A 21,854-nucleotide genomic window follows, 5' to 3' on the forward strand; every position below is an offset into this window, starting at 1 on the left:
TCGGCAAATTCACGGGGAATATCGCCGGCATTTCAGCTCGTCCGAGTGAAATGTTCGGCCCGGCCGGTCGCGCAGCGCGCGCATCGGGGGCTGCGCACCAGGAACCTAATACCCTCGTGATTCGCACCGCGTTACCGGCCGCTTTATGTTGGGCGCATGCAGCTCATCACGTCCATCTGCGGAGACTGCAACGGCAAGGGTTGCGGTAACTGCGGGGGCACCGGCACGATCACCATTCTGGAAGACTAATCCGCGAATCCGCGCAGAAACCCGGCGTGGAGTTCCGGGTGAACTGCGGGAGGCGGTGATCAACCGCACCCGCGCGGGGCTGTCACTCGGCATCGCGGTCGATCCGATCGACGCGCCACAGCGATCCGGCGGCGAGCACGGGCCCGAGCCGGCGCTACCGGGGCGGCGTCCGCCCGCGCGCCCGGACTGCGGAATCATGCGGCGCATGCAGTCCCATCGAACCCTGCTCGACCTGGACCGGGAACACGTTTGGCATCCCTACGGCGCGATGCCCGCGACGACCGAGCCGCTGCTGGTGGACTCCGCGGAAGGTGTGCGGTTGCGGCTGGCCGAACCGGTCGACGGGGTCGGCGAACTCATCGACGGCATGTCTTCGTGGTGGGCCGCGATCCACGGCTACCGGCACCCCGTGCTCGACGATGCGGTGCGCGGGCAGCTCGACCGGATGAGCCACGTGATGTTCGGCGGCCTCACCCACGAACCCGCGATCGAACTGGCCGAACGGCTGGTCCGGATCACCCCGGAACCGCTGCGGCACGTGTTCCTGGCCGACTCCGGCTCGGTGTCGGTGGAAGTCGCGATCAAGATGTGCCTGCAGTACCAGCGCTCCACGGGGCGCGCGCACAAGCGGCGGCTGCTGACCTGGCGCGGCGGGTACCACGGTGACACCTGGCACCCGATGTCGGTGTGCGACCCGGAAGGCGGGATGCACCACTTGTGGGGCTCCGCGCTACCGCCGCAGATCTTCGCGGAAGCACCGCCCGCGGAATTCGACCCGGCCTATGCCGATCACCTCGCCGAGCAGTTCGCCCGGCACGCCGAAGACGTCGCCGCGGTGATCGTGGAACCCGTGGTGCAGGGCGCAGGAGGAATGCGGTTCCACTCCCCGGAGTACCTGCGGGTGCTGCGGGAACTCGCCGACGAGCACGACGTGCTGCTGATCTTCGACGAGATCGCCACCGGGTTCGGGCGCACCGGCGAGCTATTCGCCGCCGACCACGCCGGGGTCAGCCCGGACGTGCTGTGCCTGGGCAAAGCGCTCACCGGTGGGTACCTGACGATGGCCGGAACGCTGTGCACGCCGCGCATCGCCGAAGGGATCTCCGGCGGGTCCGTTCCGGTTCTGGCGCACGGGCCGACGTTCATGGGCAACCCGCTGGCCGCCGCGGTGGCCCGGGCGTCGACCGATCTGCTGCTCGGGCAGGACTGGAAGGCCGAGGTGAAGCGCATCGAGCGCGGGCTCACCAGCGGACTCGCTCCCGCCTGGGACCTGCCGGGAGTGGTCGACGTCCGGGTGCTCGGAGCGATCGGAGTCGTCGAGCTCGATCACGACGTGGACATGTCCGCCGCGAGCAGCGCGGCGCTGCGCAGCGGGGTGTGGCTGCGGCCGTTCCGGAAGCTGATCTACACGATGCCGCCGTACGTGACCGGGGACGACGACCTCGCCGCTATCTGCGCGGCCGCTCTCGCCGCGGCTCGGGAAGGCTGAAGATGTTCCTGATCGTCACCGGAACCGGCACGGAGATCGGCAAGACCGCGGTCACCGCCGCGGTCGCCGCGCTCGCGCCGGGGAGCACAGCAGTTGTCAAACCCGCGCAGACCGGGGTCGAACCCGGCGAAGACGGTGATCTCGCGCAGGTGCGAGCGTTGACGGGGCCGGTCACCACCGTCGAACTCGGCAGGTATCCGGAACCGCTGGCTCCGGCGACGGCGGCGCGCCGGGCCGGTGCGGAGCCAGTGCGGCCCAGCGCCGTCGCGGATGCAGCGCGGGAACTCGCCGGCACGCACGATCTCGTGCTCATCGAAGGCGCAGGCGGACTGCTGGTCCGCTTCGACGACGAAGGCGGCACGATCGCCGACATCGCCTCCGAACTGGAAGCTCCGGTACTGGTCGTGACGCACGCCGGCCTCGGGGCGTTGAACGTCGCCGCGCTCACCGCGGAGGCGTTGCGCACGCGCGGGTTGCGGTGCTCCGGTGTGGTGATCGGCGACTGGCCGCGTGAGCCGGACTTGGCCACGCGGTGCAACCTGGCCGATCTGCCGGAAGTCAGCGCGGCACCGTTGGCCGGGGCGTTGCCGCACGGCGCGACGGCTTCAGCCGCGTTCCGCGACATCGCGCGGACCGCGCTCGCTCCCGAACTCGGCGGCACGTTCGACGCCGAAGCGTTCCGGCGAGCGCACATCAGCTGAAAACCACCGCCATCCGGCGGCGCTGCTAGCGTGCCGAGCATGCCGCTCGAGGAATCTGTGCTGGTCATCGGTGCCGGCGTGGCCGGGTTGAGCACTGCGGTCACGCTCGCGGAAACCGGAACCCCGGTGCGCATTCGCACGTCGGAACACCCGCGCGCGACGACCTCCGCAGCCGCCGGCGCGATGTGGGGACCGGCGCTGCTGCAACCTGCCGACCGGGTGCTGGGCTGGGTCACCACCTCGTACCACCGGTTCGTCGAACTCGCCGCGGACCCGGCGACCGGCGTGCACCTCGAGTACGGGCGGATGGCCGCGCGCTTCGACCTGGGAGACCAGGTGCCACCCGAGGCGGAACTGCTGCCGGATCTGCGCCGCTGCCGGCCCGACGAACTACCGGAAGGTTTCGTCAGCGGCTACCGCGGGACCGTTCCGCTGATCGACATGCCGCGCTACCTGGACCACCTCACCGAACGTTTCCGCGCGGCCGGCGGGGAATTACTGCACAGCCCGGTGTCCTCGCTGGCGGAAGCGGCGGAGGAAGCGAGCGTCGTGGTCAACTGCACGGGAGTCGGCGCGCACGAACTCATCGGTGACCCCGGTGTCCGCCCGGTGCGCGGTCAGCAGGTCGTGGTCCGCAATCCCGGGATCGACGAGTACTTCGTGGAAATCGGACAGGGCGAGGAGCCCGTCGCCGTCATGCCGCACGGCGGCCACGTCGTGCTCGGCAGCACCGCCGTGGAACACGACTGGTCCCGGACCGCCGAGGGCGGGACGACCGACGGCATTCTTCGCCGTTGTGCGCGAGTTGACCCGCTGCTGTCCGGGGCCGTCGTGTTGGAGGAGAAGGTCGGGCTGCGTCCCGGCAGGGACGCGGTTCGGGTCGAGGTGGAGCGATTCGGCGGTGCGAAGATCGTGCACAACTACGGTCACGGCAGCTGCGGGGTGGCGCTGTCCTGGGGCTGCGCCACCGAAGCAGCCGAACTCGCGCGCGGTTGACGAAGCTCAGGTTTGGGAGAGCGCGTCGACGACTCCGTCGATCTCCTCGGCCATGGACACGTCCTTGGCGGTGATGCCGCCTTCGGAATGCGTGCTGCAGTAGAACGTCACCTTCCGCCACCGCACGTCGAAGTCGGGGTGGTGGCCCTCGTTCTCGGCGATCTCCGCGATCCGGTTCACGCCCTGGATGGCCTGCGGGAAGCTGTCGAACTCGACGGTCCGGGACAGCCGGGTGCCGTCCTGCTCCCACTCCGGCAGGCTTCGCAGCGCCTCGGAAACCTGCGTGTCGTTCAATAGTCCGGTCATGCCCACATGGTGGTACTTGATCGCGCCGGATGCGACCTTCGGGCATCCGTTGGCGTGATCGGCACGTAGACTGCTCGCGCCACGGGAGTCCAGCGCGCTGGGCTGAGAGGAGGGGCTCTTCCCCTCGACCGTCCGCACCTGAACCGGATCATGCCGGCGCAGGGAGGTACCGCGATCCGCTCGACGTCGCGTGGCCGATATCGGCTCGCCGTTCGGGAGGATCGTTGCCCCGCTTATCACTGTCCCCTTCCTCGCAGCACCGCTCGTTGCGATGGACCGCGTTGGTCCGGTGGGTCGCGGCGGTCGCCGTGATCACGTTGACCGCCGGATGTTCGCTCCTGGTCGGCCAGGAGCCCGCGCAGCGCACGGTGACCTTGGTCGCGCACGACTCGTTCGTGGTGGATCCCCGGCTGCTGGCGGAATTCGAGCAGCGTTCCGGAATCCACGTCGAAGTCCGCACCAGCGGCGACGCCGGTGAGCTCGCCAACAAGCTGGTGCTGTCCAAGGCAGCGCCGCTCGGGGACGTCGCCTACGGCGTGGACTCGACCTTCGCGTCCCGCACGCTGCGGGAAGGCGTGTTCGCGCCGTACCGGGCCGCCGATGCCGACCAGGGACCGCATCGCTACGCCCAGGACCGGCAAAACCGCCTCACCGCGGTGGATGTGGCGGACGTGTGCGTGAACATCGACACCGAGTGGTTCGCCGCGCACCGGATGCCGGAGCCCGCGACGCTGCGAGACCTCACCGAACCGCGCTACCGCGGCCTGACAGCCGTTCCGGATCCGACGACGTCCTCGCCCGGCTTGGCCTTCCTGCTCGGGACGGTCGCTGCGTTCGGCGACCCGGGATGGCAGCAGTACTGGCGGGAACTCGCGGCGAACGACGTCAAGCTCTCCTCCGGTTGGGAGGAGGTCTACAACCAGGACTTCTCCGCTGCCGCCGAACACGGGCCACGCCCCATCGTGCTGTCCTACGCCTCGTCGCCGGCCGCGGAGGTCGGCGACGACGGCAAGCCGCGCACCAAGGCGCTGCTGGACACCTGCTACCGGCAGGTCGAGTACGCGGGCGTGCTGGCCGGGGCGAAGGACCCGCAGGGCGCTGGTCAGTTGGTCGACTTCCTGCTGTCGCGGGAGTTCCAGCGCCAAGCGCCGGAACAGATGTACGTCTACCCGGCGGTGGACGGGGTGCCGCTGCCACCGAACTGGTCGGCCAGCGCACCGCTGCCGCCGCGACCGGCCGAGCTGCCCGCGTCCGAAGTGGAGCGGAATCGGGACCGCTGGGTCCAGCAGTGGCGAACCTTGGTTCGCGGATGAGCCCGCACAACCGGCTGGCGGTCCCGGCAGCCGCGAGCGTCGTGCTCGGATTCCTCGGGCTGTTCTTCGCATGGCCGGTGGCAGCGATCATCGGAATGGGGCTGCACGGGAACGTCGGCGAGGTGCTGGCGGAGGCGTCGACCTGGCGGTTGGTGGCGTTCACGCTCGGACAGGCAGCGGCGTCCACAGCGGTGGCGCTGATCGCGGGCGTGCCGTTGGCGTACGTGCTGGCTCGTTCGTTGATCCCGGGCCGTGCGGTGCTGCGTGCGGTCGTGACGGTGCCGTTCGTGTTGCCGACGATCGTGGTCGGCATGGCCTTTCGCGCGCTGTTCGACGTCGATTCCGGTGCGGTTCTGCCGATCGTGCTCGCCAACGCCTTCTTCAACGTCGCGGTCGTGGCGCGCACGGTGAGCGGGTTGTGGAGCCACCTCGACCGTCGGGCCGAAGACGCGGCCCGATCGCTGGGAGCGTCGAAGCTGCGGGCGTTCACCTCGGTCACGTTGCCCGCGCTGCTGCCTGCGCTGGGGTCCGCGGCCGCCGTGGTTTTCCTCTTCTGCGCCACGAGTTTCGGTGTGGTGCTGGTGCTGGGCGGCGGGCAGTACCGGACCTTGGAGACCGAGATATACCTGCGCACGGTGCAGTTGCTGGACCTGCCGGGTGCGGCGGCGCTGTCGCTGTTGCAGCTGGCGGCGGTCGTGACGGCGTTGCTAGCGGCCTCGTTCGCGCGGCGCCGCAGGGAAACCGCGTTGCGCCTGCGGTCCGCAGCGGGCACTGCGCGCCGTCCGCAAGGCGCGCAGTGGCTCGTGGTGGGGGCGGCGGGCCTGGTGGTTTGCGGATTGCTGGCGCCGATCGCCGGCTTGCTGGTGCGCTCGGTGTCCACAAGGGATGGTTGGGGCCTGGCGGGATATCGGGCGCTGCTGGGCACCGGGCAGCAGGGGACGTTGGAAGTCACCGGCCTCGAGGCCGGGTTGAACTCGGTGCGCACGGCCGTCGACGCGACCTGGATGGCGTTGCTGCTCGGATTGCTGGCGTCGTTCGTGCTGGTCGCCGTGCGGCGGCGCGCGCTCGCCGAGTCCCTTGACGTGGTGCTGATGGTGCCGCTCGGAGTCTCCGCGGTGACCGTCGGTTTCGGATACCTGATCACGCTGCACCTGTTGCCCGGCGACCTGCGGACTTCGCCGCTGCTGGTGCCGTTCGCGCAAGCTCTCGTGGTGACGCCGCTCGTGATCCGCATGGTGTTGCCGGTGCTGCGGTCCATCGACGACCGGCTTCGGCAGGCGGCGGCGACGCTCGGGGCCGGGCCTTGGCGGGTGCACCGGGAGGTGGACGTGCCGTTGGCGGCGCGGTCCGTGCTGGGCGCGGCCGGGTTCGGATTCGTGGTCGCACTCGGCGAGTTCGGGGCGACCAGCTTTCTCGCCCGGCCGGACGCGCCGACGTTGCCGGTCGCGATCGGGCGGCTGCTGGGCAGGCCGGGCGAGCTGAACACGCAGATGGCGTACGCGGCTTGCACCTTGCTCATGATCGTCACCGTGCTGGCGGTCGTACTCGTCGAACGGTTGCGGATCCGCACCGACGCGGTGGAGGAATTCTGATGGGGCTGGAACTGCGCGGTCTCACCGTGCGTTTCGGGGCGGTAGAAGCGGTGCGCGATGTTTCCCTGGCGTTGCGCGACGGGGAAGTGCTGGCATTGCTCGGTCCGTCCGGTTGTGGCAAGTCGACGTTGTTGCGGGCCGTCGCCGGGCTGGAGGAGCCGGCTGCCGGCCAGATCCGGTGGGACGGCCGGGATCTCGCCAGGGTGCCGGTGCACCGGCGCGGGTTCGGCCTGGTCTTCCAGGACGGGCAGTTGTTCCCGCACCGCGACGTCGCCGGCAACGTGGGCTTCGCGTTGCGGATGCGCGGCGTCGCGCGGGCCGAACGCGGCGCGCGAGTGGCCGAGCTGCTGGAACTCGTCGGGCTCGCCGGTTGCGAAGGCCGCCGCGTCACCGAGCTCTCCGGTGGAGAGGCGCAGCGGGTCGCGCTGGCCCGCGCGTTGGCCGCCGACCCCGAGCTGTTGTTGCTGGACGAGCCCCTGTCGGCACTGGACCGGATGTTGCGCGAACGGCTCGCCGTCGACCTCGCCGCGCTGCTCGGCAGGGAACCCTCGACGGGACTGGTCGTCACGCACGATCACGACGAGGCGTTCACGCTCGCCGACCGGGTAGCGGTCATGATCCGCGGCACGATCACCCAGGTGGACACGCCGGACCTGCTGTGGCGGCGACCGGTCAGTATCGAAGTCGCGGAGTTCCTGGGCTGTTGCAACTTTCTTTCCGCGCGCGTCCGGGACGGTGTGGCGTCGTGCGCGTTGGGGTCGGTGGCAGTGCGGGCGGACGACGGCGAAGTGCAGTTGGGGCTGCGTGCGACCGGGGTGCGTGCGCGGCGACCGGTGGACGACCGAGACCGGGACGTCGCGGTGACCGGGACCGTGCGGGAACGGGTGTACCGGCGCGATCATTTCCGGCTCGCCGTGTCGGTCCCGGAGGTCGGTCAGGTGGAGGCAGTCGCGCAAACCGCCGAGGCACCGGCTGTGGGCGAGCGGGCCGGATTGGTGCTCGATTCCGAGGGCGTGGCCGTCGTCGGGTGACGGGTGGGTGCCCGACCGGGCTCGCTCACCGCCTGGGCCGTTCCATGAAGTCGGAGTTCGGTTCGTCGAACCCGAATCGCCGGTACAGCTCGTGCGCATCCGAGGTGTGCAGCATCCACCGGAAGTTCCCGCCCGGACCGTCTTCGACCATCGTCCGCACGAGCCCAGCACCGATGCCGTGCCCGCGCGCTTCGGCCAGTACGAACACGTCCGCCAGGTATGCGCTGAGCACTCCATCGGAGAAGGCTCGGGCGAACCCGAGCAGCCGGCCGCCCGGGCGCTCGTACGCGGCGACGACGCGCCACGCGCCGTCCAGCTGGCGATCGAACTGCTCGCGGGTGCGGTTGTTGCCCCAGTACGCCTCGGTCGTGAGGAAGTTCCACACCGCGTCCCGGTCGACCCGCCGCAGGTCATCGTCGAACTCGTAGTCCATTGCGGCAGCGTAGGTCGCGATCGGCCGTCGGCGCGTCGGCTTTTACCGTGCGTCGGTGGCGACCAGCCGTACGACCTTCGCCAGCCCTTCGGCAACAGTAGCCACACCGTCCGTGCCAGGCCGGTGTCCCGCGCGACCGGAAGAACCCGTCGCCTGGCGAACGCGACGAGCGCGGCAGCCGGCTTCCGGAGCGGGGACAGCGGTGCGGCAGGATGTCGCCACGTGTCGACGATGCGGAGCAAGGGGTCGGTCGATGCCCCGCCGAGGACAGTGGCAGCGGCCTTGCGGCACACCCGCACGGCCGAGGACGGCCTGCGTGCGCTGGGCGTCCGGGGGCGGGTGAGCACGACGGCCGCCGAGCTCCTCGTGCCCGGCGATGATCTGTCGTTCCGGCTCGCGGTCGGTTGGCCGAGCCTGCGCAGCAGGGTCGTGCGGGCGGCTGCCGACGAACTGGATTCCGTGCTCATCGCTGGTCCTCTCCGGGAGATGCGGCACGACAGCGTGCTCGCCGAGATCGGGGGGTCGGGCGGCGGTCGATCCACGTCGTTGACCGACTGCCTGCGGTGGAAGAGCCCGTTGGGGGTGTTGGGACGGACGGTCGACGTGCTGGTGGGCCGCCGGGTAGCGCAAGCAGTGCTGGCGTACCGCTTCCGCGCTGTCCGCGAGCTCGCCGAGTCGTGGGCGCAGCGGCCGATCGTGGTCGGCACCGCGCTGGTGCACGACGGGCGGCTTCTGGTGCAGCAACGGCGTTACCCGGCCCGCGACGCCGGACGTTGGGAACTGCCGGGTGGCCGGGTCGAACCGGGGGAAGGCGAACGCGACGCGGTCATCCGGGAATGCGAAGAGGAACTCGGCATCGGCGTGGTCCCGACCGGCCGGGTGGGCACCGACGTTCCGCTGCACAACGGGATGTTGCTGCGCGTGCACACTGCCGAGCCCGCGGACCCGACCGCCGAACCCCGGGCCGTGGAACACCGGGAGGTGCGTTGGGCATCCGCCGCCGAGCTTGCCGCGCTGGACTGGCTGGAAGCTGACCGCGTCTTGCTGCACTCCCTGCGGGAGCTGTTGGCCTGACAGCCGCGGCGCGTGCTGCGGTACTCGGCCGCGCAAGATCGGTTCGGGCCTGCTGCTCTGTGCGTTGCGCCCGAAGTCGGCTCTGTCTGTTGTGCCGGGAAATCGGCTCTGTCTGTTGTGCCTGGAAGTCGGCTCTGTCTGTTGTGCCTGGAAGTCGGCGATGGCCGTCGAAAGCCTGTTCATGAGATCCAGACTGGCGCCGCCGATCAGCGCTTCGCCACCATCCGAGCCCCATTGCACTCGAACTGGTGAACGAAGCGGGCGGACCGATGCCGATGTCGGCCCGCCCGCTTTCGCGTCATCGCAGCCCGGCGACTCGCAACGCAGCATCGAGCCTGCTGCTGGCCCGTTCCGCGGCCTGCCGCGCGCCCTTCTCGCGGACCCGCTCGAGTTCGCCGGGGTCGTCGAGCAACTCTCGCGCGCGCTCGCGCACCGGCCGCAGTTCCTCGAGCACGGCCTCCGCCACCGCATCCTTGAGCTGCGCGTACGTCGTCGCCGTCCGAGCCGCGGCGTAAGGGCTGACGCCGGTGCAGACCGCCAAGATCTCGATCAGGTTCGCCAACCCCGGCCGCTGCTCCGGCTCGTACCGCACGTCGCGCAGGTCGTCGGTCTTCGCCCGGTTGATCTTGCGCTGCACCACGTCCGGCTCGTCCAGCACGAACACGACACCGTTCTGCTGCTGCGCCGACTTGGCCATCTTGCGGCCGGGATCCGCAAGATCCCGCACGCCGGCAGCCGCCCGGGGCACCGCGGCCGCGGGCACCGTGAACACCTCCCCGTAGGAGGCGTTGAACCGGCGGGCCAGCGTCCTCGCCAGCTCGACGTGCTGGTTCTGGTCGTTGCCCACCGGTACCTCGGAAGCGCCCTGCAGCAGGATGTCCGCGGCCATCAGCACCGGGTAGGTCAGCAGCCCGAGCCGTGCGGAGTCCTGCTCGGCCGCCTTCTCCTTGAACTGGATCATCCGTGCGGCCTCGCCGTAGCCGCAGGTGCACTCCAGCACCCAGTTCAGCGCTCCCAGCTCGCCGACCAGGTCGGACTGCACGAACACCGACCCCGGATCGATCCCGGCGGCCAGCAGCACCGCGAGGTTCTCGCGGGTGAGCGCGCGCAGCCGTTCCGGCCGGTACGGCAGCGTCATGGCGTGCAGGTCGGAGACGAAGTAGAGGTCGTCCGGCTCGCTTTCGGCGGCCCACCGGCGGATCGCGCCGAGGTGGTTGCCCAAGTGGATGTGGCCGGACGGGGTGATGCCGGACAAGCGGGTCACGATCTCTCCCGATGGTCGGGGCCGCCACCCGGGTCCGCCGCACCGCGCCGGTCGCCTGGTGGCGACCGATGCGCGTGCTGACTTCAGTGCACGACGAGCCGGGGCCGCCCTTCGGCGGCCCACCAGTTGCCCACGCGTGCGCAGGCAGCGCAAACCCGAGCGTCTGCATGGCCTGCTTCTGCATGGCGCATGCATACGCGGATGCGGCCGGTACGCGACATTTCGTGCACGTGCGGCACGTTACCAGAAAGGTATCGGCAACGGCCGTCGGGAAGGACTATCGTGGAATCATGTTCGTCGTATTGCTGAACTACACCGCTCCGCAAGCCGACATCGACGGCGCTTTGGTGGATCACTACGAGTGGGTTTCACGGCATTACGAGGCCGGAGACTTCATCGCCACCGGGCACCGGACCCCCGAACCCGGTATGCCGCTGACCGGCGGTGTGCTCATCGCACGTGCGATGTCCCGCGGCAGGCTGGAGGCCATACTCGCCACGGACCCCTTCGAGCTGCGCAAACTCGCCAGGCACGAGGTGATCGAGTTCCAGTCCTACCGGACCGTGCCGGAGATGGCGAAGTTCGCCGACCAGTTCGCTCCGGCGGCCGAATAACGGATTTCGCAGGCAGCCACCGCGGTCCGCGCCGCGGCGGCGGGTCAATCTGACTTTTTCTTGTCCTTTGACTGTTTCTTTGCCTTTTTCTGGGCCTTCTTGACCTCGGCTGCCTTTGCATCCTTGAGTGCTTCTCGCAATACCACGATCGGGCACTGCTTGCACGGCGGTTGCGAATGGCAGCATTTCCGCTTGACCTTGATCGTTTTCTTGCCCACGTCTGGTCTTTCCCCTGCCTGTGACCACCCGGCAGCCGGATCGGACGGCGTCAGCGTAGGTGCCGCCGGTCGGCCGGTGCGAACTTGATGTCGGCCGGGGGACTGTTGCTCTCGACACCTGCCGCCCGTTCGCGTCGGCAGGTGCCCTACGCTGGGTGTGGCCGCTAGTCGACAGCGCGCCGGGCCTTGCACCAGCGCCGAGCGCCTTCGGCCGCGTTCCGCCGAGCGGAGCCGGCCGCCCCGGCCCGAGCCCGGTGACGTGCGCGTGCGCAGCGGCGGCACAGCAGCCGCGGCAACGAGGTCGACGCGGCTGCGACTGCCCGACCCAGATCCTTGCCGAATCAGGAGAGCTCGCGTGCCCGCCACCAGCGTCGCCGAACCGAACCAGCAGGTCCGCACCGATCTGCGCAACATCGCGATCGTCGCGCACGTCGACCACGGCAAGACCACCTTGGTGGACGCCATGCTGCGCCAGTCCGGTGCGTTCACCGAGCGCGCCGAGCTGGTCGACCGGGTGATGGACTCCAACGACCTGGAGCGCGAGAAGGGCATCACCATTCTCGCGAAGAACACGTCCCTGCGGCGCACGACCGAGGACGGCCCGGTCACGATCAACGTGGTCGACACCCCGGGGCACGCCGACTTCGGCGGTGAGGTCGAACGCGGGCTGTCCATGGTCGACGGCGTGGTCCTGCTCGTCGACGCGAGCGAAGGCCCGCTGCCGCAGACCCGCTTCGTGCTGCGCAAGACGCTGGCGGCGAAGCTGCCGGTGATCCTGGTGGTGAACAAGGTCGACCGCCCGGACGCGCGCTGCTCCGAGGTCGTCGAGGAAGTCCACGACCTGCTGCTGGAACTGGCCTCCGAGCTCGACGACGGCGAGGGCGCCGTCGACATGGACGCGATCCTCGACCTGCCGGTGATCTACGCGTCGGCGCGCGCAGGCCGGGCGAGCCGCACCGCGCCGGTGGATGGTGAGCTGCCCGCCGACGAGAACCTCGACTCGCTGTTCGACACGCTGATGTCGCACGTGCCCGCGCCGATCGGCGACGTCGAAGCTCCGCTGCGGGCGCTGGTGACCAACCTCGACGCCTCCTCCTTCCTGGGGCGCATCGCGCTGTGCCGCATCCACGCGGGCACCTTGCGCAAGGGCGAAACGGTCGGCTGGTGCCGCGAGGACGGCACGGTGCAGAAGGTCCGGATCACCGAACTGCTGGTCACCCAGAACCTGGACCGGGTCCCGGCGACCGAGGCGTACGCGGGCGACCTGGTGGCGATCGCAGGCATCCCGGACATCACCATCGGCGACACCCTCGCCGCTCCCGACGACCCGCAGCCGCTGCCGCGGATCACCGTGGACGACCCGGCCATCTCGATGACCTTCGGCGTGAACACGTCCCCGCTGACCGGCCGCAACGGCGGAACCAAGGTCACTGCGCGGCAGGTCAAGAGCCGGCTGGACGCGGAGCTGATCGGCAACGTCAGCATGAACGTGGTGCCGACCGAGCGCCCGGACACCTGGGAGGTGCAGGGCCGCGGCGAGCTCGCGCTGGCGGTGCTGGTGGAGAACATGCGCCGGGAGGGCTTCGAGCTCACCGTCGGCAAACCGCAGGTGGTCACCAAGACCATCGACGGCCAGCTGTGCGAGCCGTTCGAGCGGCTGACCATCGACGCTCCCGAGGAGTACATGGGCGCGCTCACCCAGCTGCTGGCCGCGCGCAAGGGCCGGATGGAGACCGTGGACGGCCACGGCACCGGTCGGATCAAGCTGGACTACGTGATCCCGGCCCGCGGGCTGATCGGTTTCCGCACCGACTTCCTCACCGAGACCCGCGGCACCGGCATCGCGAACCACGTCTTCGAGGGCTACTTCCCGTGGGTGGGCGAGTTGCGCACGCGCAACAGCGGCTCGCTGGTCGCGGACCGCTCCGGGCCGGTGACCACCTACGCGATGCTGCAGCTCGCGGACCGCGGCACGTTCTTCGTGGAGCCGGGTGCCGAGGTGTACGAGGGCATGGTCGTGGGGGAGAACCCGCGCGCCGAGGACCTCGACATCAACGTCACCAAGGAGAAGAAGCTCACGAACATGCGCTCGGCCGCGGGTGAGGAGCTGGAGCGGCTGGCCCGCCCGCGCACGCTGGGCCTGGAAGAGGCGCTGGAGTTCTGCTCCGCCGACGAGTGCGTCGAGGTCGGTCCGTCGGCGGTCCGGGTCCGCAAGGTGGTGCTGGACGCCACCACCCGCGGCCGCGAGCGTTCGCGCGCGAAGGCGCGGGACCAGGGCTGAGCCGCGGGGAATCCCGGCTGCGAGGCTGAACGGACGCCCAGCGGTCCCACCCCGGTGTCGAATGAGGTGCGGACGCGCGGAACCATGAGTCTTTCCGCGCGTCCCCCGATGGGGCGCATCGCGCCGCCCGCGAGACGGCCTGGGGAACGAGGGGAGGTTCGGCAGCGTGCACCAGGGTCGACGGCCGCGCACCGTGATCTGTCTGCTGGTTGCGATCGGGAGCATGGTGGCGGCTTGCACCAACGCACCACCGCCGCCGCTGGTCGAACCGCCCGCGCCGGGTCCGCCGCCTGCGCGGCAGCCGATGCCGACGGAGGTGGTCGTCGGGGTGGATTCGCTCGAGGGCGGCTTCAACCCGCACGCGCTGGCCGACCTGTCGCCGACCAGTTCGGCGTTGTCCAGCCTGATGCTGCCGTCGGTGTTCCGGCCGGCCGCGGACGGCAGCAGGCGGCTGGACAGCACGCTGATGGAGTCGGCCGAGGTCGTTCCGGGCGCGGACAAGTTCACGGTGCGCTACCGCATCCGCAAGGAAGCCGCCTGGTCCGACGGTGCGCCGATCGCCGCTGAGGACTTCTTGTACCTGTGGGAGCAGTTGCGCTCGCAGCCCGGGGTGTCCGACCCGGCCGGTTACCAGTTGATCGACGATGTCGCCTCGCGCGACGGCGGCAAGACCGTGGACGTGAGCTTCGAGCGCCCGTACCCGGGCTGGCAGAGCCTGTTCACGAACCTGCTGCCCGCGCATCTGCTGCGGGACGCGCCGCGCGGCTGGGCGACCGCGCTGGACAGCGGTTACCCCGCCTCCGGTGGTCCGTTCGCGATCAAGCAGGTGGACAAGCAGCGCGGTGAGATCATCCTGGAGCGCAACGACCGCTTCTGGGGCCCGCCCGCGGTTTCCGACCGGATCGTGCTGCGCGCCAGCGATCAGGCCGCTCAGGTCGCCGCGCTGCGCAGCGGGGACAGTCACTTGGCGGTGTTCGGCGCGGATGCGGCGACGATGGCCTCGCTGCGTGAAATGGGTTCGTCGGTGCAGGTCAGCACGGTTCCCCGGCCGGCGACGATGCAGGTGCTGCTGCGGCCGACGAGCGCGCAGCTGGCGGATGAGCGCGTGCGGAACGGGGTGCTCGCGGGCCTGGACCGGCAGGCGCTGATCGATGTGGGCACCGGCGGGGGTCCTGGTGACCAGTTGCCGGCGCACGCGCAGGTGCTGGCCCCGTCGGAACCGGGCTACAAGCCGACCGAGCCGCCGGGCGCGTTCGCCGACCGCCCGGATCCGGAGCGGCTGCAGCAGTCGTTGACCGATGCCGGGTACGAGCACGTCGCGGGCGCGTGGATGAAGGACGGCCGGCCGCTGAACCTGGTGATCGCCGCGCCGTTCGAGCACGAGCAGTACATCAAGATCGCCGAGGCGGCGGCCGCGCAGCTGCGTGCGCAGGACGTGCAGGCGACCGTGGTCACCCCGACCGGCGATCAGCTGTTCGGCGAGATGCTGCCGAAGAACCCGCTGTCCGCGGAGCCGGGGGCGAGCCAGGTGGACATGGCGGTTGCTCCGCGTCCGGCCGATGGTGATCCGGCGGCGATGATGGCCGCCTCCTACGGCTGCCCGGGCGTCGACTCGGACGAGCAGCCGTTCCCGTTCAACCCGACCGGGTTCTGCGATCCGTTGCTGCAGCCGACGATCGAGGCGGCGCTCAGCGGTGCGATGCCGTTCCCGGAGGCTTCGGCGAAGGTCGAGTCGGTGCTGTGGTCGCGGGCGGTGGCGTTGCCGCTGTACCAGCAGGCGCAGGTCCTGGTGTCCGGCCGGGAAGTGCGCGGGGTGCAGCAGGGCAACGGGCTGGCCGGGCCGTTCTCCACCGCCGCGCAGTGGCGGGGAACGCCCAGCGAGAACGACGGCTATTAATATCAAGTGATCTCGCCGCCTGATCGAATGAAGTTGATCGAAGGTGATTGACAATCGCCGGGCGGCGTTCGACCAGCGCGCCGGGCCGTTTAGGCTGGCGCCGTGACGCTGACGGCTCCACCCGGGTTGTTGCTGGTACACGCGCATCCGGACGACGAGACCCTCTGGACCGGCGGGACGATCGCTCGCTACGCGGCGCGCGGGGTGCAGGTCACCGTGGTGACTTGCACGCTCGGGGAAGAGGGCGAGGTCATTCCGGAGAGCTTGCGCGGGCTGGCCTCCGATCGGGCGGACCAGCTCGGCGGCTACCGCGTCGGCGAGCTGCGGGCGGCCTGCGCGGCGCTGCGGGTGGCCGACCACCGGTTCCTCGGCGGGATAGGGCGTTGGCGGGACTCCGGGATGCTGTGGGAGGAACCGGGCCGGGCCGGCGCGCTGCCCGCTGCGCATCCGCGGGCGTTCGCGGCCGGTGATCGCGATGCGCAGGCCGGCTCGCTGGCCGAGATCCTCCGCGAAGTCCGGCCCCAAGTCGTGGCCACCTACGCCGCAGACGGCGGCTACGGGCACCCCGATCACGTCCGCGCGCACGAGATCACCATGGCCGCTGCCGAGCAGGTCCCGGACGTGCTGCGGGTGTTCCACGCGGTGCCATCGCGCGGCCGCCTCGAGGCCGGGTTGAAGGCGTTGGCCGATGTCGAGGCGTTGCCGTTCGAGCGCCCATCGGTCGACGAACTTCCCAGCGTTGCGGACGAGTCGATCAGCACTGTGATCGACATCGAGGACCAGCTCGCTGCCAAGATCCGCGCGTTGCGCGCGCACCGCACGCAGGTCGAGCTGTGGCTGGACGAGTGGGACAACGGCGCGGGCGTGGGCGCCTACGCGCTGTCGAACGGGGTCGCGCAGCCGCTTTCCAGCACCGAGCACTACGTGCTGGCCACCGGTGATCCGCAGGGCAGCGAGCGGGACCTGTTCGGCGGGCTCGGCGTCAGCGGAGCGGAACCGGTGGAGTCGCGGTGACCCTCTTCGACCGGGTGCTGTTCGGGTTCCTGCTGCTGGACACGGTGCTGCTGGCGCTGGTGGAGCTGTTCTACCTGCCGTCCTGGATCGGCGAGGTGCAGTTCCCGATCACCACGGCGGTGGCCGCGGTGACGACTCCGCTGCTGGTCGCGGCTTGCGGCCGGCTCGCACCGCGCCGGAGCGTCGCGGGCGCGCCTCTGGTGCTGTGGTTCGCCACGATCTTCGTGTTCGGGCTGTTCGGGCCGGGCGGTGACGTGATGCTGCTCGGCGATGACTGGCGGACGTTGCTGCTGGTCTTCTCGGGCACGCTGCCCTCGGCGCTGATGCTCGGCATCGTGCTCGGCAAGCAGGCCGCCGGGCGGTGAAGGTGGCCAGGTGGTGAAGGCCGCTGCGCGGGTGTGTCGAACAGCACTCGCGGGCATGCCACTGCGGTGAATCCGCGCGCTCGCGACGCGTCCGCGCGGTGCGGAGCCCCTGTTTTCACCAGCGACGACGGCCTGCCGCGAGGCGTGTGACGGGCCGCCGCACCCGCCTGCGGACGCGCGATCTTGCGACGTTTACCGCCTAGTACTCCCCGTCGTATGGTCGAAAACGGTGCCCGCGCTGTGGGACCGCTTAGTCTCCCGAACCGGGCACGGGGGATACTGTCAGCAGCCGGGTGGGAACGTCTGGCCCGGATCGGAACAAGCAGGAGAGCAACCGTGACCTACGTGATCGCCGAGCCCTGCGTCGACGTGCTCGACAAGGGCTGCATCGAAGAATGCCCGGTCGACTGCATCTACGAGGGCGGACGGATGCTCTACATCCACCCCGATGAGTGCGTCGACTGCGGTGCTTGCGAACCGGTTTGCCCGGTGGAGGCCATCTACTACGAGGACGACGTGCCGGACGAGTGGGGTGCTTACACCAAGGCCAACGTCGACTTCTTCGACGAGCTCGGTTCGCCCGGCGGTGCCGCCAAGGTCGGCAAGATCAACAAGGACGTCGAGCCGGTCACCAGCCTGCCCCCGCAGGGAGAATGACCGCCGAGCCGACTCCGGCGGGCGGGCCGCCGCACCGGCGCGGCCCGGAGCTGCCGGACTTCCCATGGGATTCGCTCGCCGCGGCCACCGCGCGCGCCAAGGCGCACGCCGGTGGCCTGGTGGACCTGTCGGTGGGCACGCCGGTCGATCCGGTGCCGGAGCCGCTGCGCGCGGCGCTGGCCTCGGTTTCCGATGTCCCCGGCTACCCGGCCACGCACGGGACGCCGGAGCTGCGCCGCGCGGCCGCGGCGGCGCTGTCCCGGCGGCACGGCGTGACCGTTCCCGAGGAAGCGGTGCTGCCGACGATCGGCTCGAAGGAGCTGGTCGCCTGGTTGCCCACGCTGCTGGGCGTGCGGCCGGGCGAGATCGTGGCGATCCCGGACCTGGCCTACCCGACCTACGAGGTCGGGGCCAGGATCGCCGGTGCCGAAGTGGTCCGGCTGGCTCCGGGACAGGCGCCGCCCGAGGGCACTTCGCTGCTGTGGCTGAACTCCCCGTCGAACCCGACCGGCCGGGTGCTCGACGCCGCCGCGCTGGCGGAGTCGGTGCGCGCGGCCCGCGCGGTCGGCGCCGTGGTGGCTTCCGACGAGTGCTACCTGGCGCTGGGCTGGGAGGCCGAGCCGGTTTCGGTGCTGCACCCGTCGGTGTGCGCGGAGTTCACCGGCGTGCTCGCGGTGCACTCGCTGTCGAAGTCGTCGAACCTGGCCGGTTACCGCGCCGGGTTCATCACCGGTGACCCGGGGTTGGTCGGCCGGCTGCTGGAGCTGCGCAAGCACGCAGGCATGATCATGCCGCGCCCGGTGCAGCAGGCGGTGACCGCGGCGCTCGACGACGACGAACACGTGCGTGCGCAGCGGGAGCGCTACGCGCACCGCCGCGCGGTGCTGCGCCCGGCGTTGGAGAAGGCCGGATTCGAGATCGAACTTTCCCAGGCCGGTCTGTACCTGTGGGCGAGCCGCGGCGCGGACGCTTGGGAAACGGTGGACTGGTTCGCCGAGCGCGGGATCCTGGTCGCTCCCGGTACCTTCTACGGCCCTGGTGGGCAGCGGCACGTGCGGATCGGCCTGACGGCCACGGACGAGCGCGTGCAGGCCGCGGCGGATCGCCTCGCCGCGGGCTGAGACGCGCTCACACCTTCGCGGCCGCGGCGCGCAGGTCGCGCCACGCCGCCCACCACTTTTCGCGTTGGGCGAAGCGTCGGGCGTTCTCCCGCTCCACGAGCCGTCCGGCCACGAACGTCACCGCCGGGTCGACCTGCTCGCCGAGTCCCGCGAGCAGGTCGCGCACCCGCTGCTGGGCCACGCAGGCGTCCTGGTGCGCACCGAGCACGTCCTGGAAGTCCTTCGCCGCGCTGAGCAGCTTCTTCATCTGCTTGCCCAGCACCGGCTCGGCCAGCTCGGCGGTGTAGCGCAGGCGCTTGCCGAGGATCCGCAGCTCGTGCAGCCGTTCGTCGCTCGGTTCCCGCCCGGCCGCATCGACGGCACGCCGCAGCTTGCGGTACTGCTCGGCGACCAGGGCGCGGAGTTCGCGCCGTCCGTGCGCGCCGGTTCCCGCGGTCGGCAGCGGCGCTCGCACGGCCTCGCGCAGCGCGTTGACCAGTGCTTCGTAGCGGTCGCCATCGAGCACCGCGAGCATCTCGAACCGCGCCTCGCCGTGCTCGACCTCCAGCCCGGAGATGAGCCGGGCCGCGGCGGACCGCTCGGCGGTGTCCAGTTCGGCGGCGTCCTGGCGCAGCCGCTCCAGCAGCACGTCCAGATCGCGGACCGGACCCAGCGCCCGGCCGAGCGCGCCGAGTTCCGCGCGCAACGGCTCCGACCAGCTCGTGTCCAGGAACGGTCGGGCCGACCGCAGCACCGCGCGCATCCGCCGCACCGACACCCGCATCTGGTGCAGTTCTTCGGGATCTTCGCCGAGCCGGGTGCCGGGATCGTGCGCCAGCAACCCGCGCAGCCGCGTGTGGAGCGCGGCGCGAACGTGCTCGGCGACCGGTGCGTCCCGCCCTGCCACCGCGGGTTCGGGCGGCAGGGCCGGGGAGGTGCGGTTCATACCACCAGTGTCGGCCATTCCGACGCGGTGTTCGCCGTGATTTCGGCGAGCGGGCGGGCTCAGTCGTTCGCGTGCAGCGCCGCGTTCAGCTCGACCTTGCCGCCGGAACGCGGCCGCACCTCGACCGCACCGGTGGTGGAGTTGCGCAGGAACAGCAGGCCGTCGGAGCCGGACAGCTCGGTGGCCTTGGTCAGCGTCCCGTCCGGCAGGCTGATCTTGGTGGCGGCGGTGACGTACAGGCCGGCCTCGACGACGCAGTCGTCCCCGAGCGAGATCCCCACCCCGCCGTTGGCGCCGATCAGGCAGCGCTCGCCGACCGAGATGACCTCCTTGCCACCGCCGGAGAGGGTGCCCATCACCGAGGCGCCGCCACCGAGGTCGGAGCCGTCGCCGACGACCACGCCGGCCGAGACCCGGCCTTCGATCATCGAGGCGCCGAGGGTGCCCGCGTTGTAGTTGACGAAGCCCTCGTGCATCACGGTCGTGCCGCTGGCCAGGTGCGCGCCGAGCCGGACCCGGTCGGCATCGCCGATGCGCACCCCGGACGGGGCCACGTAGTCGATCATGCGCGGGAACTTGTCGACGCTGTGCACGGTGACCTGGCCGCGCGAGCGCAGCCGCAGCCGGGTCTGCTCGAAGCCTTCGACGGGGCAGGGGCCGTGGTTGGTCCACACCACGTTGGACAGCAACCCGAAGATGCCGTCCATGCTCTGCCCGTGCGGCCGGACCAGGCGGTGCGACAGCAGGTGCAGCCGCAGGTAGATGTCGTGCGCGTCGATCGGGGCGTCGGCGAGCCGGGAGATCTCGGTGCGAACCGCGACGACCTCGACTTGGCGGGCGTCGTCCCGGCCGGTCAGCGCAGCGCCGGCTGCTCCGAGCGCCTCGGCCGTCTCCGCCGGATCCAGCTCGGTGCTGCCTGCCTCGCCGGTCGAGCCGAGCTTGACGATGGGGAACCAGGTGTCGAGCACGGTTCCGTCGTCGGTCACGGTGGCCAGGCCGACGCCGTGCGCGCCGGTGTTCTGCGGGTCGGGGGTCTCGGTGCCGCTCATGCCGGAAACGGTAATCGGCGGCGGCCCCAGGTGCCGCCCAGGGGTGAGGTCTTCCGCGCTCATCGATACCGAGAGTGATCGAGTGATTTCCCGGCGCAGCAACGGAAAACCGATGCGCCGCACGTCCTCTATGGACTCCGCGGAGTGGTCGGTGTCACGCGTTCCCTGCCGGTAACCTGCCAGCGTGACCGACTCCCTGGATCTGAGCGCCGAACCGGTCGAGCTGACCGCCGCGCTGGTCGACATCCCCAGCGTCTCCGGCGAGGAGCGCGCCATCGCCGATGCCGTGCAGCGCGCGCTGCAAGCGCAGGCCCCGCACCTGGAAGTGGTGCGCAGCGGAGAGGCCGTGCTCGCGCGCACCGACCTCGGCAGGGCGTCGCGGATCGTGCTGGCCGGGCACCTGGACACCGTGCCGATCAACGACAACCTGCCGCTGCACCGCACCGGTTCGGGCGCGGACGAGGTGCTGCACGGCTGCGGCGCGGTGGACATGAAGGGCGGCGACGCGGTGCTGCTGCACCTGGCCGCGCAGCTGACCGCGCCGCGGTACGACCTGACCTTCGTGTTCTACGACTGCGAAGAGGTCGCCGCCGAGCGCAACGGGCTCAACCGCATCGAACGCGACCTGCCGGAGTGGCTGGCCGGGGACCTCGCCATCGTCGGCGAGCCGTCGAACGCCGGCATCGAAGCCGGTTGCCAGGGAACGCTGCGCGTGGAGGTCCGCACCAGCGGCACTCGCGCGCACGCCGCGCGCGCCTGGATGGGAGACAACGCCATCCACGCGGCGGAGCCGATCCTGCGGCGGTTGCTGGACTACACGCCGCGGGAGCCGGTCATCGACGGGCTGCAGTACCACGAGGGCCTGCAGGCCGTGCGCATCGAAGGCGGCGTCGCGGGCAACGTCGTGCCGGACTCCTGCGTGGTCGCGGTGAACCACCGCTTCGCCCCGGACAAGTCGCTGGCCGAAGCCGAAGCGCACGTCCGCGAGGTCTTCGCCGGGTTCGACGTGACCGTGGTCGACGCCTCCGGCGGGGCGCTGCCCGGGCTGAACTCCCCGGCCGCGGCCGAGCTGGTCGAAGCCGCGGGCGGGCAGCCGATCGCCAAGCTCGGCTGGACCGACGTGGCCCGCTTCGCCGCGCGCGGACTCCCCGCGGTGAACTTCGGGCCGGGGTCGCCGACGCTGGCGCACACCCAGCAGGAGCACGTCCCGGCTGCCGACGTCCGGCATTGCGCGGACGTGCTCACCCGGTTCTTGAGCTGAGCAG

At 70.7% G+C, this 21,854-nt stretch carries 21 protein-coding genes and 1 riboswitch; of the genes, 15 read left to right on the top strand and 6 right to left on the bottom strand.

Annotated elements, in window-relative coordinates:
* The first annotated feature begins 454 nt into the window (after positions 1 to 454).
* From V1457_RS12020 to V1457_RS12030, 3 genes are read left to right on the top strand one after another with little or no spacing between them, the layout of a single operon-like run.
* Complete coding sequence (locus V1457_RS12020; RefSeq protein WP_338603540.1) at positions 455 to 1,738, top strand: adenosylmethionine--8-amino-7-oxononanoate transaminase; 1,284 nt, start codon at positions 455 to 457, stop codon at positions 1,736 to 1,738.
* A gap of 2 nt (positions 1,739 to 1,740) precedes the next feature.
* On the top strand, positions 1,741 to 2,439 hold the full coding sequence (bioD, locus tag V1457_RS12025; RefSeq protein WP_338603543.1) for a dethiobiotin synthase: 699 nt from the start codon (positions 1,741 to 1,743) through the stop codon (positions 2,437 to 2,439).
* Between the two features lie 39 nt (positions 2,440 to 2,478).
* Positions 2,479 to 3,435 carry an FAD-dependent oxidoreductase gene (locus tag V1457_RS12030; protein WP_338603546.1) on the top strand — a complete coding sequence of 319 codons (957 nt, stop codon included), beginning with the start codon at positions 2,479 to 2,481 and terminating at the stop codon, positions 3,433 to 3,435.
* A gap of 6 nt (positions 3,436 to 3,441) precedes the next feature.
* On the opposite strand, the gene V1457_RS12035 is transcribed toward V1457_RS12030, so the two are convergent.
* The gene (locus tag V1457_RS12035) at positions 3,442 to 3,741 is read right to left on the bottom strand and encodes a 4a-hydroxytetrahydrobiopterin dehydratase (RefSeq protein WP_338603549.1); all 300 of its coding nucleotides are present in this window, start codon (positions 3,739 to 3,741) and stop codon (positions 3,442 to 3,444) included.
* 71 nt (positions 3,742 to 3,812) lie between these two features.
* Positions 3,813 to 3,923, top strand: a riboswitch (TPP riboswitch).
* A gap of 99 nt (positions 3,924 to 4,022) precedes the next feature.
* Between V1457_RS12035 and V1457_RS12040 the strand changes: the two genes are divergently transcribed.
* The 3 genes from V1457_RS12040 to V1457_RS12050 are packed head-to-tail and all read left to right on the top strand — an operon-like array spanning position 4,023 to position 7,677.
* The gene (locus V1457_RS12040) at positions 4,023 to 5,054 is read left to right on the top strand and encodes a thiamine ABC transporter substrate-binding protein (RefSeq protein WP_338603552.1); all 1,032 of its coding nucleotides are present in this window, start codon (positions 4,023 to 4,025) and stop codon (positions 5,052 to 5,054) included.
* The gene (locus V1457_RS12045) at positions 5,051 to 6,646 is read left to right on the top strand and encodes an iron ABC transporter permease (RefSeq protein ID WP_338603555.1); all 1,596 of its coding nucleotides are present in this window, start codon (positions 5,051 to 5,053) and stop codon (positions 6,644 to 6,646) included. The genes V1457_RS12040 and V1457_RS12045 overlap by 4 nt, the downstream gene beginning before the upstream one ends.
* Positions 6,646 to 7,677 (top strand): ABC transporter ATP-binding protein, encoded by a 1,032-nt coding sequence (locus V1457_RS12050; RefSeq protein ID WP_338603558.1) that lies wholly within the window; start codon positions 6,646 to 6,648, stop codon positions 7,675 to 7,677. Before V1457_RS12045 ends, V1457_RS12050 begins: the two co-directional genes overlap by 1 nt.
* Before the next feature lie 25 nt (positions 7,678 to 7,702).
* On the opposite strand, the gene V1457_RS12055 is transcribed toward V1457_RS12050, so the two are convergent.
* Positions 7,703 to 8,110, bottom strand: coding sequence for a GNAT family N-acetyltransferase (locus tag V1457_RS12055; RefSeq protein WP_295138670.1), 408 nt, complete (start codon positions 8,108 to 8,110; stop codon positions 7,703 to 7,705).
* 231 nt (positions 8,111 to 8,341) lie between these two features.
* On the opposite strand from V1457_RS12055, the gene V1457_RS12060 reads away from it, so the two are divergent.
* Positions 8,342 to 9,184, top strand: a complete 843-nt coding sequence (locus tag V1457_RS12060) for an NUDIX domain-containing protein (RefSeq protein ID WP_200073339.1) — start codon at positions 8,342 to 8,344, stop codon at positions 9,182 to 9,184.
* Positions 9,185 to 9,482: 298 nt separating this feature from the next.
* On the opposite strand, the gene trpS is transcribed toward V1457_RS12060, so the two are convergent.
* Positions 9,483 to 10,448, bottom strand: a complete 966-nt coding sequence (trpS, locus tag V1457_RS12065; protein ID WP_338603563.1) for a tryptophan--tRNA ligase — start codon at positions 10,446 to 10,448, stop codon at positions 9,483 to 9,485.
* A gap of 290 nt (positions 10,449 to 10,738) precedes the next feature.
* Between trpS and V1457_RS12070 the strand changes: the two genes are divergently transcribed.
* Positions 10,739 to 11,062, top strand: coding sequence for a YciI family protein (locus V1457_RS12070; protein ID WP_200073269.1), 324 nt, complete (start codon positions 10,739 to 10,741; stop codon positions 11,060 to 11,062).
* Positions 11,063 to 11,106: 44 nt separating this feature from the next.
* Here the strand turns inward: V1457_RS12070 and V1457_RS12075 are convergent, their stop codons facing one another.
* On the bottom strand, positions 11,107 to 11,280 hold the full coding sequence (locus tag V1457_RS12075; protein ID WP_200073270.1) for a hypothetical protein: 174 nt from the start codon (positions 11,278 to 11,280) through the stop codon (positions 11,107 to 11,109).
* Positions 11,281 to 11,635: 355 nt separating this feature from the next.
* On the opposite strand from V1457_RS12075, the gene typA reads away from it, so the two are divergent.
* From typA to dapC, 6 genes are all read left to right on the top strand, one after another.
* A complete protein-coding gene (gene typA, locus V1457_RS12080; RefSeq protein WP_200073271.1) occupies positions 11,636 to 13,561 on the top strand; it encodes a translational GTPase TypA in 1,926 nt (641 codons plus the stop codon).
* Between the two features lie 223 nt (positions 13,562 to 13,784).
* Positions 13,785 to 15,458, top strand: coding sequence for an ABC transporter family substrate-binding protein (locus tag V1457_RS12085; RefSeq protein ID WP_200073272.1), 1,674 nt, complete (start codon positions 13,785 to 13,787; stop codon positions 15,456 to 15,458).
* A 102-nt stretch (positions 15,459 to 15,560) separates the two neighbouring features.
* Positions 15,561 to 16,472 carry an N-acetyl-1-D-myo-inositol-2-amino-2-deoxy-alpha-D-glucopyranoside deacetylase gene (gene mshB / locus V1457_RS12090; RefSeq protein ID WP_338603570.1) on the top strand — a complete coding sequence of 304 codons (912 nt, stop codon included), beginning with the start codon at positions 15,561 to 15,563 and terminating at the stop codon, positions 16,470 to 16,472.
* The gene (locus tag V1457_RS12095; protein ID WP_200073274.1) at positions 16,469 to 16,837 is read left to right on the top strand and encodes a hypothetical protein; all 369 of its coding nucleotides are present in this window, start codon (positions 16,469 to 16,471) and stop codon (positions 16,835 to 16,837) included. The genes mshB and V1457_RS12095 overlap by 4 nt, the downstream gene beginning before the upstream one ends.
* 336 nt (positions 16,838 to 17,173) lie before the next feature.
* Entirely contained in the window at positions 17,174 to 17,494 is a 321-nt protein-coding gene (fdxA, locus tag V1457_RS12100; protein ID WP_200073275.1) for a ferredoxin, read from the top strand.
* Positions 17,491 to 18,615, top strand: coding sequence for a succinyldiaminopimelate transaminase (gene dapC / locus V1457_RS12105; protein ID WP_338603576.1), 1,125 nt, complete (start codon positions 17,491 to 17,493; stop codon positions 18,613 to 18,615). The genes fdxA and dapC overlap by 4 nt, the downstream gene beginning before the upstream one ends.
* 7 nt (positions 18,616 to 18,622) lie before the next feature.
* Here dapC and V1457_RS12110 read toward each other — a convergent pair whose 3' ends face one another.
* The gene (locus V1457_RS12110; protein ID WP_338603578.1) at positions 18,623 to 19,540 is read right to left on the bottom strand and encodes a CHAD domain-containing protein; all 918 of its coding nucleotides are present in this window, start codon (positions 19,538 to 19,540) and stop codon (positions 18,623 to 18,625) included.
* A gap of 59 nt (positions 19,541 to 19,599) precedes the next feature.
* On the bottom strand, positions 19,600 to 20,589 hold the full coding sequence (dapD, locus tag V1457_RS12115; protein WP_200073278.1) for a 2,3,4,5-tetrahydropyridine-2,6-dicarboxylate N-succinyltransferase: 990 nt from the start codon (positions 20,587 to 20,589) through the stop codon (positions 19,600 to 19,602).
* A gap of 184 nt (positions 20,590 to 20,773) precedes the next feature.
* Here dapD and dapE point away from each other — a divergent pair, with 184 nt between their 5' ends.
* Positions 20,774 to 21,850, top strand: coding sequence for a succinyl-diaminopimelate desuccinylase (dapE, locus tag V1457_RS12120; protein WP_200073279.1), 1,077 nt, complete (start codon positions 20,774 to 20,776; stop codon positions 21,848 to 21,850).
* The last annotated feature ends 4 nt before the right edge of the window (positions 21,851 to 21,854 follow it).

The organism is Saccharopolyspora sp. SCSIO 74807 (assembly GCF_037023755.1).
GTDB classification, from domain to species: Bacteria; Actinomycetota; Actinomycetes; order Mycobacteriales; family Pseudonocardiaceae; genus Saccharopolyspora_C; species Saccharopolyspora_C galaxeae.

Excerpts from the sequence above, each read along its gene's own strand:
- V1457_RS12030 (WP_338603546.1), top strand. The coding sequence starts at position 2,479 with ATGCCGCTCGAGGAATCTGTGCTGGTCATCGGTGCCGGCGTGGCCGGG.
- dapD (WP_200073278.1), bottom strand. The coding sequence starts at position 20,589 with ATGAGCGGCACCGAGACCCCCGACCCGCAGAACACCGGCGCGCACGGC.
- V1457_RS12020 (WP_338603540.1), top strand. The coding sequence starts at position 455 with ATGCAGTCCCATCGAACCCTGCTCGACCTGGACCGGGAACACGTTTGG.
- V1457_RS12045 (WP_338603555.1), top strand. The coding sequence starts at position 5,051 with ATGAGCCCGCACAACCGGCTGGCGGTCCCGGCAGCCGCGAGCGTCGTG.
- V1457_RS12070 (WP_200073269.1), top strand. The coding sequence starts at position 10,739 with ATGTTCGTCGTATTGCTGAACTACACCGCTCCGCAAGCCGACATCGAC.
- V1457_RS12055 (WP_295138670.1), bottom strand. The coding sequence starts at position 8,110 with ATGGACTACGAGTTCGACGATGACCTGCGGCGGGTCGACCGGGACGCG.
- bioD (WP_338603543.1), top strand. The coding sequence starts at position 1,741 with ATGTTCCTGATCGTCACCGGAACCGGCACGGAGATCGGCAAGACCGCG.
- V1457_RS12085 (WP_200073272.1), top strand. The coding sequence starts at position 13,785 with ATGGTGGCGGCTTGCACCAACGCACCACCGCCGCCGCTGGTCGAACCG.
- V1457_RS12035 (WP_338603549.1), bottom strand. The coding sequence starts at position 3,741 with ATGACCGGACTATTGAACGACACGCAGGTTTCCGAGGCGCTGCGAAGC.
- V1457_RS12060 (WP_200073339.1), top strand. The coding sequence starts at position 8,342 with ATGCGGAGCAAGGGGTCGGTCGATGCCCCGCCGAGGACAGTGGCAGCG.
- V1457_RS12110 (WP_338603578.1), bottom strand. The coding sequence starts at position 19,540 with ATGAACCGCACCTCCCCGGCCCTGCCGCCCGAACCCGCGGTGGCAGGG.
- dapC (WP_338603576.1), top strand. The coding sequence starts at position 17,491 with ATGACCGCCGAGCCGACTCCGGCGGGCGGGCCGCCGCACCGGCGCGGC.
- V1457_RS12050 (WP_338603558.1), top strand. The coding sequence starts at position 6,646 with ATGGGGCTGGAACTGCGCGGTCTCACCGTGCGTTTCGGGGCGGTAGAA.